The following is a 14,273-nucleotide window of genomic DNA, read 5'->3' as shown; positions in this document are numbered from 1 at the left end:
TAACATAAAACGCAACTTTTTTAATTAATAAAAAGTTGCGTCAGACTGTCGACAAAAGGAATTGAGAAGTTCACACTCGATTCCTTTTGTCACTTTTTTTCTTTCATTATGTTTAAAAATGGTAATTTTATATCCCGTAAAACAGACTCTTCAAGTATAAGAACTCTTTTAAACCGCCAGCCACGTCCAAGTAGCTAGTTTCTTTAAATTCATGGCAGCAAGAGTAAGCATCGCCTACATGGACAATTTTTTCAGACCTCTAGGCTGTCCATCGCATACCCTGCTTTTCCTTTGCATCGGCAAAGACACGCTCAATCGTTACTTTACGCTTGCATAAATTTGTTTGATGTCATAGGAATGGCGTAAATGTTCAGCTTCCTCCACATACAGTTCCCAAATATGAAGTTGAATGAGTTTTTTGTGATCCTTACTTTTCGTACATTGGGAAAGGCTTGACACTTAGTACAAATCAAAGGTTTCGATGTATTATCACCTCAAAAATTTACTTTTCACCCTATGTAGGTGGGGTACTTTATGTAGAAGTTGATGGGAACGAAGGGCGGTGACTCCAGTGGGAAAAGCGGGAAAGTCGAGATTCTGGACTGAGCGAAGCGAGGGAAGCAGCTCGACCCCGCCCGCGGAAAGCGTCCGCCCGTAGTGGAAATCAACGGCTTTACTTTATTTCATTGAGTTTGTCTGCAGTCTGATGCAACTTTTTTAAATTAGTAAAAAGTTGCGTTTTTTTCACTTTCACGTTAAAAAATAGGAAGAAAATAAGTAGGGGATTACCATATAATAACCAAGTATGGAATTTATCTTGTACTTCAATTTAAGATAAATGTATAATGCAAAATATGGTATTTTGGGATAGCTTTCGAATAGATATAAGGAGGGTGAAACAATGATTCGTATATTATACATAGAGGATGAAAAGGAAATAGGATATTGGGTTAGTAAAGAGTTAACTGAGAGGGGCTATGAAGTAACATGGTTAGAGTCTGGGGACGGTATGGAGCAACATATTTCCTCAAAGGATATTGCCATACTGGATGTGATGTTACCTGGTTTAGACGGCTTTTCTATCGGTAAAAGAATTAAAAGGGAAAATAAAGAACTGCCGATTTTAATGCTATCTGCTAGAACGGCAGTCGAAGATAAAATAGAAGGTTTGAACTTCGCAGATGATTACTTAACAAAGCCTTTCCATCCAGATGAATTAGTAGCAAGGCTAGAAGTATTACTAAGAAGATATCAAAAAAATGATGATGTGTTGGAACTACAGCATCTTAAAATGTATACAAAAGATATGAGGATAATGAATACATTGACTGAAGAAGAAATTCTCTTGACGGGTAAACAGTTTTATCTTTTACAGTATTTCATTCGCCATCTCAATCAAATTTTAACGAAAGAGCAACTTTATGAGGGGGTTTGGGGTGAGAGCTATATCGAAGGTGATAAAACATTGATGGTACATATTCGATATTTAAGAGAAAAGATAGAAATAAATCCCGCAAAGCCAACGATTATTGAAACGATTCGAGGGATTGGTTATAGGGTGAAACTATGAAATTCTTCCAATCATTACAAGCTAAATATATGTTGATCATCATATTAGCCTTATCAATTGTTCAAATTTCTTATATGGTAACAGCCATGTTTGTATTAGGAATTACAAAGACTGGGGTGGGCGAGTTTTCTAGTGAGGTACTTTTGGAAAGTGAAATCGAGAAACAATGGCATGCACAATCTAAAAATATAAGCAATGTATCAAATGATGCCATTACCCAGCTTTTTCAAAAGTGGCAAGAGCAATTACCTTCGGCTTCTATGTTCTGGGTAAGTGAGGATGGGACATTATTGACTACAGTAAATGTTCAGGAGGAGCTTCCAGCAAAGTGGACACCCGCATTTACTACTAAATTCATAAAACAGCGGTATGGGGAAGACCCATTTACAGTTATTTCCTTCTTGGGCGATGATGTATCCAATGGCTTTATTGTTTTAGAAGTTCCAAGGAACGTATTTAATCCGCCACTTATCAATATTTATGAAAACTATGGTAACTTCTTATTTCTTGGCGTTATAGCCATTATTCTATTTTTCATAGTCGTATCTTGGTTATTTTTCAAAGGAATCCGAAAGAGACTTTTACATCTTCAAGATGCCATGGAAATACGGGATGTAGATGGTTTACCTATTGAAATCCATGTGAAAAAGAAAGACGAAATTGGGCAACTGGAGCATAGTTTTAATAGGATGGTTTGTGAGCTGAGAGAAAGCAAACAGCGTCAGCAAAAAGAAGAGCAACTAAGACGGGAGCTGATTGCGAATCTCTCACATGATTTGCGAACACCTTTAACAAAGGTAAGAGCTCAATCCTACTCAATTAGTAAAGAAGCATTGTCAGAGGAAGGTACGCATGCATTACGAGCGATGGAAACATCTATAGTGAATATTGATGCTTTAATCGAAAATTTAATGTCCTACACATTGCTCATGTCAAGTAAATATAAATTTGAACCGAAAGAAATCAATGTTATTCGTTTTGTACGAGAGCACCTGACGACCTGGTATCCCGTTTTTGAACGAGAAGGCTTTGCCATTGATATTGAGCTACAAGCATTTGAGCATCAGGAATGGTATATAGACCCCATTTGGTTAGGCCGTATACTGGATAACCTCTTCCAAAATGTACTACGACACGCCAATAGCGGGAAATACATAGGTGTGAAAACAGAGTCGACAGCGAGTTATACGGCATTTATTATTGAGGATCATGGAAATGGTATGAAAAATGAATCAAATGCAAAGGGTGCAGGAATAGGTTTATCAATTGTAGATGTTATGGTAAAGGGCATGCATTTAGATTGGGATATTTGTTCGGATCCATCGGGTACAAAAATTATAATAAAACATGTAAATCCATCTGCGAAGCTTGATCTGTAAAGGCTCGCAGATTTTTTTTAGTCTTTTTTAAACAAAATTTAAACTTAGCCCTTACCTGTTTTTAAACTTCTATTCTTATGATAGTTAAAGAGGTGAGGAGATTGGAATATATCGTACAAACACAAAACTTATCAAAAAACTTTGGAAAAGAACAAGCTGTATCAAATATAAATTTGCAAATACGCAAAGGTGAAATTTATGGGTTTTTAGGGCCTAATGGAGCGGGGAAAACAACAACGATTCGTATGCTTCTTGGTCTAATGAAGCCATCCTCAGGAACAATAAAAATTTTTCAAAAGGACATAGTGAAGGATCGTATTCAAATATTAGCGAATGTAGGTTCATTAGTTGAAAATCCATCTTACTACCCACATTTGACGGCCTGTGAGAACTTGGAGGCACTACGAAAAATACTAGGTGTACCAAAAACCAGAATCGATGAAGTTCTGCAAACTGTTCGTTTGAAGGAAGCTGCAAATAAGAAAGTAAAGGGCTTTTCACTAGGAATGAAACAACGCCTTGGTATTGCTGCTGCTTTACTGCACAACCCGGAGCTACTCATTTTAGACGAACCAACGAATGGTCTCGACCCTTCAGGTATTATTGAAATTCGCAATTTAATTAAAAGACTACCAAAGGAATACGGGATGACCATTATTATTTCCAGTCATTTATTATCAGAAATCGATCAAATGGCTACACAGGTAGGTATTGTTTCTAAGGGGACATTGATTTTTCAAGATTCCATTGAGGGAATGCGTAAATTTGCACAACCAAAGGTTACTTTTAAAGTGAGCAATGGTGAAAAAGGATGGCGTTCCCTTTTAGCAAATGGCATTAAGGCAAACTATCAGGATGACGTCATTTTCTTAGAGGAATGTTCTGACGAGAAAGTAGCACATATTGTTCAGGTCCTGGTTCAGGAAGGGATTTCAGTATTTCGAGTAGAGGAAGAAAAACGCTCATTGGAGGATATATTCCTGCAAATGACGGCGGGAGAGCTAAAGTTATGATGAGTAAACTATTAATTGCTGAATTTTTAAAGATCAAACGGAAAGGTATATGGTTTTTAACGCTTTTAGGTCCCGTTGGCGTAGTTGCTCTGCAAATGGTCAATTACGGTGTGAGGAAAGACTATCTTTTACAGCAGAGCGAGAATGATTGGGGTTATTTTTTACTGAACATTCATTCCTTTACACCGTTGGCAGTTGTATTAGGTATTGCTATCCTAACGTCATTCATGGCGAGTATAGAAAACGAGACAAATGCGTGGAAACAGCTCATCGCTTTACCTGTTTCAAAGCTATCCGTGTATTTATCTAAATTTACAGTATTAACGATTCTGTTATTTTTGTCTTCAACACTATTAATGATTTTTACACTGGGTTACGGACTAATTTTAAGCTTAGGTGAAACGGTCCCTTACTTAGAGCTCGCCAAGTATAGTTACTTCCCAGCTCTTGCAGCATTACCAATACTAGCTCTTCAGCTGTGGATTGCTAGTGTTTGTCATAACCAAGGTATCTCGATTACTGTAGGAATTTTCGGAGTGATTTTTTCCTATTCTTCCTATGTTTTACCGGATTGGATGATATGGAAGTGGCCATCATTGATGAATCAATGGGATGAGCCGATCATCAATGTCATGTTAGGAGTGGGGATTGGTATCTTACTCTATATTGCTGGCATGATTGATTTTGCAAGAAGGGACGTGAAATAATGACGGCTATACTGCGAGCTGAATGGTTTAAATTACGAAAATCAAAAATGGTACCAATTATCTTAGCAGGACCCATTATTGGGCTATTTATCGGATTATCAGCCAATTTAGAGGATAATATGTCAGGGGTATCAATCAATGAATGGTATATTGCGTTGTTCTCCATGAATTTAACATATGCTTTATTATTCTTACCACTTATTACGGGGGTTTTGGCTAGTCTCATTTGTAGGTACGAACATCATTCTGGTGGCTGGAAGCAGCTATTAGCATTGCCTGTAACGAGGGGGAAAGTATTTGTAGCTAAATATGTGTTAATCGTACTGCTTGTTATGGCGATGCAGCTACTGTATCTATGTTCAGTTTGTGCTGTAGGGATGATAAAGGGGTATACGGATCCTTTTCCAATGGAGATTGTATGGAAAAGCATTGTGGGAGGATGGGTAGCGACATTGCCTTTAGTAGCCCTTCAATTATGGATGTCGATAATGTTTAAAAGTTTTGCTGCTCCTTTTGCAGTCAATGTGGTATTTACCTTACCCTCTATTTTTGCTATTAATTCTGAACGTATTGGACCTTACTATCCATGGGCACAGCCCTTTTCGATGATGTATATTGGTGGCAGTACAGACGATGTATTTTTTGTGCCATGGGAGCAAATGTTAACAGTTGTCGGTGGTGGCTTCATCCTATTTTTTCTTGGTGGGTATTTCTACTTCCAACGAAAAGCCATTTAACCTAAAGGGGAGAATTGACATGAAAATGAAACGAAGTTTGAGAATATTAACTACATGTATACTACTAGCAGTTTTAGCTGGCTGTGGACAGGGGGCGGCTGTCAAAGATGCCTCTCAATATAGTAGTGAAATAAAAGATATTACTATACCTGATGATGTAAAAGTTATTGGCTTTGGAGAGGCAACACACGGAAATGTGGAATTCCAAGCCTTAAAAAAGTATCTATTTGAAGCAATGATGAAGAATGAAAATGTTCGTGTCTTTGTTTTAGAGGGGGATTTTGGAGGAGCCCAACAAATAAATCAATTTATTGTCAATAGTGTTGGCACGGCGCAAGATGCTATTAAAGCACTGGATTACGGCATTTATCAAACTGAACAAATGGTGGACTTTGTGCAATGGATGCATGACTATAACCTAACAGTCAAGGAAGAAGATAAAATTTATTTTTATGGTAATGATATGCAGCGCTATGATGATAGCAAAAAGGGCTTACTTGATTATTATGGGGATGTCGATGCTGAAACAGCTAAGCAATATACGGCTCAGCTTGAACATGTGTCCAACAAAACAATGAGAGATTTATCGAATAGCCAGTTAGTAGAGCTAGATAAAACAATTGATGCCATCATCAAAGATTTACAATCAAACAAGGAAGCCTATGAGAAAAAGTCATCAAAGGATGCCTTCTCTTTTGCGGCGCAATATGCACAAATTTTAAAGCAACGTACGCAATTGTTTTTAAACGATGGTAATTACATGAATTTACGTGATGAATACTTAGCTCAAAATTTACAATGGATTGTTGATTTCGAGACGACGAAGGGCCATGATAAAGTATTGATGTCTGGTCATAATGGCCATATAGATAAAACGTCTGCTACAATGGCAGGTTATAAGTCGATGGGACAATATTTAAATGAGTACTATAAAGATCAGTACTTTGCCATTGGTACGGATTTTGTGACAAATACATTCCAAGCACCGAATGGGTCTGGTGAACGTAAGGAGTATACGATAGAACATCATAACGCTCTAGTGGATGCCTTTAGTGATATCCATGACAACATCTTTTATGTGGATTTTGAAAATGCTAGTCAATCAGAAGAGCTATCAAATATCCTTACAAAGGAGCAAAGAATGGGCAATATAGGCGATGATTTTCGTCCTTGGTATAAGCTTACAAAAATGCTCTATACCATTAAAATGACACCAGCAGACGCATATGATGGTCTAATAATTGTGCAGGAAGCGACACCAACCAAAGTAACCGATTAGTTAAATATAGCAATCTCCATCAAAAAATCTTTGTTCTTCTCCATTATGATAAAAGTGAGGTGAGAAATATGGAGTATAGTCAGGCAACACAAAGGATTATTACTTATATCGAGGAGCAATTGATGGAAGAAATAGAACTTGAGTTTATGCCGAGTATTACGGGCTATTCGAAGTTCCATCTAAGTCGAATCTTTAAACAAGAAACAGGGCTTACGATTGGTGAATATATTCGGATGCGGCGATTAGCTGTGGCTGCCAGTTGTTTAATATACTCCAATGCATCAATCATAACGATTGCCTTTAAATTTCAGTTTCAATCTCAAGAGGCTTTTACAAGAGCTTTTAAAGAAGTGTATGCTTTACCACCAGGAAAGTACCGAAAATTGATGCAATCATTAGCTATGATGGAGGAGGAAAAGTTGATGGAATTAAATGAACAGGTTAAGGGATGGATGCTGAGCGGCGCAAATCCAGAATTATATCAATTTCATACGGATGATAAGGTATTTCATTCAGGAAAGCGCAGTGGTGTATTATTTTCCACCAATGCATCAGCAAATAATGGGCAATTTGCTACGATGATGCAAGGATTTCAGGCAGCTGACTATAAAGGCAAGAGGCTGAAAATGTCATGTTACTTAAAAACGGCTGAAGCTACAAAATGTGGGGCGTGGATGCGTATAGATAATGGTACGGGTGATACGATTCAATTTGATAATATGGATCAGCGCTCTGTGACAGGAACTACTGAATGGAATCATTATTCTATTGTTCTAGATGTACCCGAGGAAGGTGATTCCATTTATTTTGGTGTGTTGTTAATCGGCTCAGGAAAAGTGTGGGCAGATGGTTTCCGCTTTGAAGAAGTCAACAATTGGGTACCCACAACCAATATGCTTTCGCAGGAACGTTTACCGAAACAACCAGCTAATTTAGACTTTAGCATGGAGTGAATTGGATACGCTACACTCACGTGTGAACCGAGAATGGACTTTGTTGAACAACGTATTGTTTATCTCTAATTTGTTAAAGCTAACAAAGAGGAGGTGTGAAACGATGGCACAAGAAATTCTTTGTGAAGTCAATAACTGCACATTTTGGGATTCTGGAAACAAATGCACAGCAGAAAAAATTTATGTTGTCAGCCAGAAGGGACAACATGCTTCCAACAGTGAGGAAACTGACTGTAAAACTTTTGAACCTGAAACGCATTAATGCAAAAAAGGGTAGCCACTTATATGGTTACCCTTTTTCCCTGTCTTTATTAATAAGCATCGACCTTTTCTTTATTAAATAAAAGTTCATGTGCATTGTTTACTTTTTCCTCTACGTAATCCAAGGAGTACTTACCCACCGAATCTGTTAAATCACCAATTGCCCGCGACAAGTTATCAATGATCGAGATTAATTTATGCATTTCCGTGTGGTCTTTTTCTTGGTGCATCTCATCCATAATTTCATATGCAAGACGCTGAATTTTCCTTAGTCGCAATTTCTCAGAGTGCATTGAATCCTCCTTATTGAACCAATTTATGATGTCTAAATATATGAAAAATAAGTAGGTTTCATGAATGACTTTTTTTAAAAGTAATTGTTAGGATCATTAAGGGACAATGAAATTTCCTTTATACCAACATCAATTTTTGACTCTTCCACATTGGAAACATTTAATTTCAACATTCGCTCATGAAAAAATCCCTCTAAATAATTACGGTTAATCGAATCTAAAAGTATATTGCTTTGTTTCAAGTGCTGGATAAGCTTATCGATATTGACCTGTCTTGGTAGAATAATATGGCTATGCATACAGATTTCCTTAGAAGCTTTAAATTTTGCTAAATGGGCTGTTATAGATTGTTGAAGTCTGTTAGCACGTATGGCATAAGACTCGCTGACCTTCTTTTGATAACGTTCAAACATACCACTTTTTAAGTAAAGCTCTAAGGCTGCCTGGGAGATCATTGAGCTATCAATATCAGTTGTATTTTTAAATTGCCTAAATGTTTGAATGAAGACCTCTGGTAAAACGGCTAGCCCTATACGTAAACCCGGAAACATGATTTTAGAGAAACTTTTTAAATAAATGACATGTTGCTGTGTATCATCTGTATAAATAGGATCTATTTTCGAATTTTGCTCGAAATCCGCTAAATAATCATCCTCAACAATGTATACATGATATTGATAAGCAAGTTGACGAATCATATCTTTCTCCTGTTTGCTATAAGAAGTCCCTAGAGGGTTGTGCAAGCGAGGCATAGTGTAAAAAAACTTAATGTCATAACTATTAAAAATGCGCTCTAACTCATATAAATTAATGCCATCTGTTGTTCTTTTTATGCCGATGGCAGGAATTCCATAGGTTTTCAAATAATCCATATACAAATGATAACTAGGTTGCTCCACTAAAATTGTTGAGCGACCATTTGGAAATGGCATAATACTCAGCAAAGACAGGGATTGTTGTACGCCCGAAGTGATAAAAATGTTTTCTTCTTTAGTGAACACTTGATAGTTTGTTAATAGTTTTTTTGCCTCTTTTATTAAGGAGGGTAAGCCTTGTGATGTCCCATATCTAAATAGGTCTGCTTGGTATGTATCGATTGCCTTGTTGAGGCAATGTTGAAAGTCTTGGTACGGAAAAGCATGCCAGCTAGGTGAGGAGGTAGCAAAATCTATATGGTCTTGAACCTGTGGCTGAAGGGGTAATTGATGATCAACAACATAGTGGCCGCTTTTCGGTAATGCATAGATAAGATGCTGATCCTCAAGTTTTTTTAAAGAAGTTAAAATAGTACTTTTACTGCAGGAATATTGTAGTGATAACTGACGTATTGAAGGGAGCTTTGCCCCTGATTGAAGAGTACCTGTTTGTATTTGAGTCAAAAGCTGTGAATAAATCCATTCATATTTAAGCATATTTAACCTCCAGCACACCTGTATCGGTACAGATGCGTTTTTTTCATATCGTCAATGTGTGTTCTTTTTTATACGATAACATTACCGGCCGGAAATGATGGAGAAGGAGCGTTATCGTATGTTAGAAAAAAGAAAAGCCTATATAGCAGCAATTTCGTATGCATTTGTTATTGGACTTTCATTCCTATGTGTGAAACTTACTTTGTCGGTGGCGAGCCCTATTGATACATTAGCTCACCGCTTTACAGTTGCTTTCATCGGCATTGTTATTTTACTAGTATTTACGAAAAATAAGCTAACAATAAAAAAACAGGATTTATTAAAAATTTTACCTTTAGCCCTATTGTATCCTATAGTTTTTTTCACGTTTCAAGTGCTTGGGCTTGCTAGAATTTCATCCTCAGAAGCTGGAATTATTCAAGCAACAATCCCTATTTTTACATTAGCACTAGCAAGTTTATTGTTAAAGGAAAAAGCTACATGGGGACAGTATGTTGCTATCTCGATTTCTGTACTTGGTGTGATTTATATGCTAATGATGAATGGGGCAAATGCTACTACTGGAAATATTTTTGGCAGCGGATTTATTTTGCTTTCAGCTTTTGCAGCATCAATTTATAACGTCTTTGCAAGAAGGCTTACAAAGCAATATTCTTTACTGACATTAACCTATGTCATGACGTTATGTGGATTTGTTATTTTTAATGGGATAGCTATAGGAGATCATGTGATGAAGGGCACCATCCATGATTTTTATAAGCCATTTCTACATGTTGACTTTATCATTGCCATTTTATATTTAGGCCTATTATCCTCGCTAGGCACGTCTTATTTATCAAATTATGCTCTATCTATATTAGAGGCCTCTAAAATGAGTGTTTTTAGTAATTTGGCTACGCTTATTACTATATTTGCGGGTGTTTTATTTTTACATGAAACCTTCCAGAAGTACCATTTAATCGGGGGAGTCATGATTGTTATGGGGGTTATAGGAACAAATTATTTCGGCATGAAGAGGGTAGCGAAAAATGAGCAAATATAGCCTCTTATTATTAATAAGCTGTATATGGGGGTCTCAATTTTTCTTTGTAGCGCTAGTGACAAATGATGTTGGTGCAATAACCTTATCGTTGTTGAAAGCGCTAATAGGTGCCATTTGTTTAAGCGTCATTAGCATATTTTTGAAAAAGGACAGCAATCATGTGAATAATAAATACTATTGGGCAATCGCCATTTTTGAAGTAGTAATTCCATTTGTCCTGATTGCACAAGGTCAAAAATATGTTAGCAGTAGTAATGCATCTATTGTAATAGCTATGGTTCCCATAATCACGTTAATTTTTGTCGTTTTTTTCTTTAAGAAAAAGGTTAGTAAGTTCCAACTCATTAGCATTTTATTAGGTCTCGTGGGAATCAGTATTCTTTCATGGCCAACACAAGAGATGGACGGTTCAAGTACAGTATTTGGCAATGCATTACTGCTCTTGGCCGCAATGAGCTTTGCACGATCATTAATATTAATGGAAAAGCTGGGGGCTGGCTCACCTATCGTACATATGCGAAATGTTTTAGGAATAGCCACGGTCATTTTATTACCAATGGCGATGATCTTTGAACAGCCATTCCAACTAAATATGAGTGGCATACAGATTGTTGCCGTAACCATTTTGGGGATTTTCCATTCGGGGATTGTTTACATGCTTTATAATTTATTGATAAAAAAAGAGGGTGCCTTATTTGCATCTCTTAGTAATTATGTAGTTCCTGTAGTAGGTGTACTATTGGGTTATTTTATACTAAAAGAGACATTGGAAATCAGACAATTCGTAGGCATATGTATTATCCTTTGTGCCCTGTTATTATCTAAAGAGCGGGTTGTTCATAAAAAGACAAATGATGAAAATTAATGATTTGGGATTATTTAATGACGTACAATTCTAATAAAACTACTTTTTCAAGACGGGAGGCATTTATGAGTAATATCTATGTCATTAGACATTGTCTTGCACAAGGGCAATCACCTGACGCCCCTTTAACACAGACAGGCATAAGGCAAGCAGAAAGCTTAGCTGATTTTTTCAAAGATACTACCATTCATCGAATTTTCTCAAGCCCCTTTTACGCGCAGTCCAATCCATTGAAGCTATCAGTAAAGAAAAAGGTATTCAAATTGAAATAGATCATCGATTGTCTGAACGACTTTTAAGTACAAAAGATTTGCCAGATTGGTACGAAAAATTACAGGCAACATTTATGGATATGGACTTATCATTTGATGGGGGAGAATCCAGCAAAGAAGCAATGGACCGCATTGTGAATGTTGTAGAGGAGGCTATTGCTCGAAATGTTGAAAATACCTTACTAGTGAGTCATGGAAACATTATAATAAAGATATTGATTTTCAATGTTGGAAAGATTTAAGTAATCCAGATGTTTTTGTATTACAGGTAAAGCACAATAACATCGTAATAGAACGGGTATGGAATCCACAGTAGGAAAGCCTTCTGCCGTTGCTTCGCTGAAGGCTCAAATCGTTCAATATTGAAAGTTCACACGGACAGAGGCATTTATGTCGATTTGCCCTTGTTCAATAGGTGTCATATCGGAGGAAATTGCCATTGAGCGATATAGAATAGGCGTATTAACTTGTTCTTCCACAATTTCAGTGGGGAGTAGCTGCAAAGGTAAATGCATCGTTTCAGCAATGGTTTTCGCCTTTGCCTGAGCATTATGCAGCGCTAAACTCAATGCTTGCTGATAATAGGCATCTACATGGTCAACTTTGAATTGTATGTTTGTGATACGATTTGCCCCATTATCTACTGCTGTATCAATGATTAAGCCAATACGTTCAGGATTTGATACATGGACGGTAATGGCATTAGTTACTTCATAACCATTAAAGATTTGTTGGCCGTCTTCAAAATGATAAAGTGGGGTAATTGTATAGGCAGCTGTTTGAATTTGTTCGCTTGGAATGCCAAGGGCTGTAATGGATTGAATAACTCGATTCATAGTTGCCGCATTCTCCTGCTGTGGCTCTTGTACATTTTGGCCTCGCGTTTGAACTTCTATTTGAAGTTGAATGGAGCTTGGCTTAGCCTTTACCTGCCCATCGCCCCTTACAGTTATAACACGTGGGGGAATGGATGCCTGATGATGGAGCTGAGCATAGTACATACAATACCACCTTTCATAAGATTTTTTATTCATCATAGTATGCAAAAAATGATTTTATTTGTTTAATCTCTTTAAATATTTATCATGGAGCTTTGTCAATAAAAGCAAGGTAATAATAGAACCTAGCAACGCTAAAGACATGTCCCATTGAGCGTCCCAACGATCTCCCTGCATCCCTAAAAAGTCTTTGGCCCCTTTACTGCCCTTGGAGATTCGGGTGCTTAACCATTCAATGATTTCATAAAATGCAGCAATCGCAAGTAAAATACTAATGGAAATGAACGATAGCCAAGCGCCTTTTGTAAGAGGCGTTTTTCGAATTAAAATTTCCCTTATAACAATCGCCAGCAAGCCTTTTAAAAAATGTCCGAAGCGATCGTAATTATTACGGTGCAAATTAAATTCTTCTTTTATCCAATTAAATAGTGGCACCTCCGAATACGTATAATGCCCACCAATAAATGTTAGAATCGATAATAAGGCAATGATTGAGTAAGAAATGGTTGTGAATCGAAATTTAGGATAGATACAAACTACAATAATAATCGCAACTATTCCTGGGCTAACTTCAGCCAGCCAATCTAAGTAGGAAGATGGTTTAATAACAGACCAGATAAGAACAATTAAAGTGATGGCAAGAAAAGTTACATGTATTTTAAAATGCTTATTACTATTCATGACAACACGCTCCTTTGTCCCACAGTATGGGGAAGTAGGAGTTTGCTTATTCAACCGATGCTGCGTTAAAAAAAGGAAAAGCGTCTAGTTATTCGTTCTAAAACTGACGCTTTTGTACACATTAAATCATTTTTAAAAGTGCCTCGACACCACTCATACCTTCTGTAATGCCAAGTTGCTCGGCTTCATAAGTCACGGATTCTAACGGGGCTGTTAATAACTCATCAATCGTTTTTACACCAACTGCCCGACCAGCAATGATTTTTCGATCCACTAAGCGACTATTTAAAAGACCTACATCTAATGCGCCGCACATAATGTAGCCTGTATTATTGGAAATGGTTAATAGTGTTGTTTTAGGTAATTGAACAACTACTGCAGTAAAGAAATGCCCCTTAATCATGATAGGTTCAATTGTCACCATTGAAATCACTCCTTTTCTCTATATACATATGGCGATAACTAGCTAGGTGTTCGACATTTCTAATAAAAAATCTTTTAATAGTAAAGAAAAGAAGTCCAATATCAAAATAAAAGGAATCTACTCTTGGCGAATAGATTCCTTTTAGCATTTACTTGGTATAAGACAATAAAGCTGTTTGTTTAAATGTATTTAATGCAATGGTTGCTTCACTTTTAGAAGTATATTCAAACATACGATACGTGTTTTCTTCAAATACGGTAATGATCCACATTTATATTATCCCCTTTTGTGTTACATAACATTTATTAAATTTAATTAGTTGTTATATATCAGTGATGATTTTATTTTACATGAATAAAGAAAAAAATAAAGGAATATTAATGATGT

Annotated in this window: 16 protein-coding genes and 2 pseudogenes; 11 read left to right on the top strand and 7 right to left on the bottom strand. The window is 36.8% G+C overall.

Annotated elements, in window-relative coordinates; all coding sequences use genetic code 11:
* Positions 1-237: 237 nt before the first annotated feature.
* Positions 238-482: pseudogene (locus tag ACOZBY_RS15565) on the bottom strand (transposase); the annotation flags it as partial.
* A 419-nt stretch (positions 483-901) separates the two neighbouring features.
* Here ACOZBY_RS15565 and ACOZBY_RS15560 point away from each other — a divergent pair.
* The 8 genes from ACOZBY_RS15560 (at position 902) to ACOZBY_RS15525 (ending at position 7,900) form a co-directional block, all read left to right on the top strand.
* A complete protein-coding gene (locus tag ACOZBY_RS15560) occupies positions 902-1,570 on the top strand; it encodes a response regulator transcription factor (protein ID WP_036164918.1) in 669 nt (222 codons plus the stop codon).
* Positions 1,567-2,949 (top strand): histidine kinase dimerization/phospho-acceptor domain-containing protein, encoded by a 1,383-nt coding sequence (locus ACOZBY_RS15555; RefSeq protein ID WP_422762534.1) that lies wholly within the window; start codon positions 1,567-1,569, stop codon positions 2,947-2,949. The genes ACOZBY_RS15560 and ACOZBY_RS15555 overlap by 4 nt, the downstream gene beginning before the upstream one ends.
* 101 nt (positions 2,950-3,050) lie before the next feature.
* The gene (locus tag ACOZBY_RS15550) at positions 3,051-3,962 is read left to right on the top strand and encodes an ABC transporter ATP-binding protein (protein WP_422762533.1); all 912 of its coding nucleotides are present in this window, start codon (positions 3,051-3,053) and stop codon (positions 3,960-3,962) included.
* Positions 3,959-4,669 (top strand): ABC transporter permease, encoded by a 711-nt coding sequence (locus ACOZBY_RS15545; protein ID WP_012295948.1) that lies wholly within the window; start codon positions 3,959-3,961, stop codon positions 4,667-4,669. Before ACOZBY_RS15550 ends, ACOZBY_RS15545 begins: the two co-directional genes overlap by 4 nt.
* Positions 4,669-5,406, top strand: coding sequence for an ABC transporter permease (locus ACOZBY_RS15540; protein WP_036164912.1), 738 nt, complete (start codon positions 4,669-4,671; stop codon positions 5,404-5,406). The genes ACOZBY_RS15545 and ACOZBY_RS15540 overlap by 1 nt, the downstream gene beginning before the upstream one ends.
* A 19-nt stretch (positions 5,407-5,425) precedes the next feature.
* Positions 5,426-6,685 carry an erythromycin esterase family protein gene (locus ACOZBY_RS15535; RefSeq protein WP_375827905.1) on the top strand — a complete coding sequence of 420 codons (1,260 nt, stop codon included), beginning with the start codon at positions 5,426-5,428 and terminating at the stop codon, positions 6,683-6,685.
* Between the two features lie 68 nt (positions 6,686-6,753).
* Positions 6,754-7,638 (top strand): helix-turn-helix domain-containing protein, encoded by an 885-nt coding sequence (locus tag ACOZBY_RS15530; RefSeq protein ID WP_012295945.1) that lies wholly within the window; start codon positions 6,754-6,756, stop codon positions 7,636-7,638.
* A 103-nt stretch (positions 7,639-7,741) separates the two neighbouring features.
* Positions 7,742-7,900: a DUF1540 domain-containing protein gene (locus ACOZBY_RS15525; protein WP_004231699.1), complete on the top strand. Its 159-nt coding sequence runs from the start codon at positions 7,742-7,744 to the stop codon at positions 7,898-7,900.
* Between the two features lie 49 nt (positions 7,901-7,949).
* Here ACOZBY_RS15525 and ACOZBY_RS15520 read toward each other — a convergent pair whose 3' ends face one another.
* Positions 7,950-8,192, bottom strand: a complete 243-nt coding sequence (locus ACOZBY_RS15520; protein WP_031416620.1) for a hypothetical protein — start codon at positions 8,190-8,192, stop codon at positions 7,950-7,952.
* A 74-nt stretch (positions 8,193-8,266) separates the two neighbouring features.
* On the bottom strand, positions 8,267-9,604 hold the full coding sequence (locus ACOZBY_RS15515) for a PLP-dependent aminotransferase family protein (RefSeq protein ID WP_012295943.1): 1,338 nt from the start codon (positions 9,602-9,604) through the stop codon (positions 8,267-8,269).
* 118 nt (positions 9,605-9,722) lie between these two features.
* On the opposite strand from ACOZBY_RS15515, the gene ACOZBY_RS15510 reads away from it, so the two are divergent.
* The 3 genes and pseudogenes from ACOZBY_RS15510 (at position 9,723) to ACOZBY_RS15500 (ending at position 12,025) form a co-directional block, all read left to right on the top strand.
* The gene (locus ACOZBY_RS15510; protein WP_036162410.1) at positions 9,723-10,646 is read left to right on the top strand and encodes a DMT family transporter; all 924 of its coding nucleotides are present in this window, start codon (positions 9,723-9,725) and stop codon (positions 10,644-10,646) included.
* Positions 10,633-11,511, top strand: a complete 879-nt coding sequence (locus ACOZBY_RS15505; protein ID WP_200990718.1) for a DMT family transporter — start codon at positions 10,633-10,635, stop codon at positions 11,509-11,511. The genes ACOZBY_RS15510 and ACOZBY_RS15505 overlap by 14 nt, the downstream gene beginning before the upstream one ends.
* Positions 11,511-12,025: pseudogene (locus ACOZBY_RS15500) on the top strand (histidine phosphatase family protein). The gene ACOZBY_RS15505 and the pseudogene ACOZBY_RS15500 overlap by 1 nt, the downstream one beginning before the upstream one ends.
* A 114-nt stretch (positions 12,026-12,139) precedes the next feature.
* On the opposite strand, the gene ACOZBY_RS15495 reads toward ACOZBY_RS15500, so the two are convergent.
* The 4 genes from ACOZBY_RS15495 to ACOZBY_RS15480 form a co-directional block, all read right to left on the bottom strand.
* Positions 12,140-12,784 carry an SIMPL domain-containing protein gene (locus ACOZBY_RS15495; protein WP_422762532.1) on the bottom strand — a complete coding sequence of 215 codons (645 nt, stop codon included), beginning with the start codon at positions 12,782-12,784 and terminating at the stop codon, positions 12,140-12,142.
* 54 nt (positions 12,785-12,838) lie between these two features.
* Complete coding sequence (locus tag ACOZBY_RS15490) at positions 12,839-13,462, bottom strand: DUF2238 domain-containing protein (RefSeq protein ID WP_036162408.1); 624 nt, start codon at positions 13,460-13,462, stop codon at positions 12,839-12,841.
* Positions 13,463-13,583: 121 nt separating this feature from the next.
* The gene (locus tag ACOZBY_RS15485; RefSeq protein WP_008175342.1) at positions 13,584-13,886 is read right to left on the bottom strand and encodes a YunC family protein; all 303 of its coding nucleotides are present in this window, start codon (positions 13,884-13,886) and stop codon (positions 13,584-13,586) included.
* Between the two features lie 148 nt (positions 13,887-14,034).
* Positions 14,035-14,157: a hypothetical protein gene (locus ACOZBY_RS15480; RefSeq protein ID WP_012295936.1), complete on the bottom strand. Its 123-nt coding sequence runs from the start codon at positions 14,155-14,157 to the stop codon at positions 14,035-14,037.
* Between the last annotated feature and the right edge of the window lie 116 nt (positions 14,158-14,273).

It is taken from the genome of Lysinibacillus sp. NPDC056220 (assembly GCF_049315265.1).
GTDB lineage: Bacteria > Bacillota > Bacilli > Bacillales_A > Planococcaceae > Lysinibacillus > Lysinibacillus pinottii.
The sequence above is the reverse complement of the archived record's forward strand: the minus strand, read 5'-3'. Positions and strand labels throughout refer to the sequence as shown.

Excerpts from the sequence above, each read along its gene's own strand:
- ACOZBY_RS15495 (WP_422762532.1), bottom strand. The coding sequence starts at position 12,784 with ATGTACTATGCTCAGCTCCATCATCAGGCATCCATTCCCCCACGTGTT.
- ACOZBY_RS15540 (WP_036164912.1), top strand. The coding sequence starts at position 4,669 with ATGACGGCTATACTGCGAGCTGAATGGTTTAAATTACGAAAATCAAAA.
- ACOZBY_RS15535 (WP_375827905.1), top strand. The coding sequence starts at position 5,426 with ATGAAAATGAAACGAAGTTTGAGAATATTAACTACATGTATACTACTA.
- ACOZBY_RS15485 (WP_008175342.1), bottom strand. The coding sequence starts at position 13,886 with ATGGTGACAATTGAACCTATCATGATTAAGGGGCATTTCTTTACTGCA.
- ACOZBY_RS15525 (WP_004231699.1), top strand. The coding sequence starts at position 7,742 with ATGGCACAAGAAATTCTTTGTGAAGTCAATAACTGCACATTTTGGGAT.
- ACOZBY_RS15520 (WP_031416620.1), bottom strand. The coding sequence starts at position 8,192 with ATGCACTCTGAGAAATTGCGACTAAGGAAAATTCAGCGTCTTGCATAT.
- ACOZBY_RS15490 (WP_036162408.1), bottom strand. The coding sequence starts at position 13,462 with ATGAATAGTAATAAGCATTTTAAAATACATGTAACTTTTCTTGCCATC.
- ACOZBY_RS15510 (WP_036162410.1), top strand. The coding sequence starts at position 9,723 with ATGTTAGAAAAAAGAAAAGCCTATATAGCAGCAATTTCGTATGCATTT.
- ACOZBY_RS15515 (WP_012295943.1), bottom strand. The coding sequence starts at position 9,604 with ATGCTTAAATATGAATGGATTTATTCACAGCTTTTGACTCAAATACAA.
- ACOZBY_RS15480 (WP_012295936.1), bottom strand. The coding sequence starts at position 14,157 with ATGTGGATCATTACCGTATTTGAAGAAAACACGTATCGTATGTTTGAA.
- ACOZBY_RS15530 (WP_012295945.1), top strand. The coding sequence starts at position 6,754 with ATGGAGTATAGTCAGGCAACACAAAGGATTATTACTTATATCGAGGAG.
- ACOZBY_RS15555 (WP_422762534.1), top strand. The coding sequence starts at position 1,567 with ATGAAATTCTTCCAATCATTACAAGCTAAATATATGTTGATCATCATA.
- ACOZBY_RS15560 (WP_036164918.1), top strand. The coding sequence starts at position 902 with ATGATTCGTATATTATACATAGAGGATGAAAAGGAAATAGGATATTGG.
- ACOZBY_RS15505 (WP_200990718.1), top strand. The coding sequence starts at position 10,633 with ATGAGCAAATATAGCCTCTTATTATTAATAAGCTGTATATGGGGGTCT.
- ACOZBY_RS15545 (WP_012295948.1), top strand. The coding sequence starts at position 3,959 with ATGATGAGTAAACTATTAATTGCTGAATTTTTAAAGATCAAACGGAAA.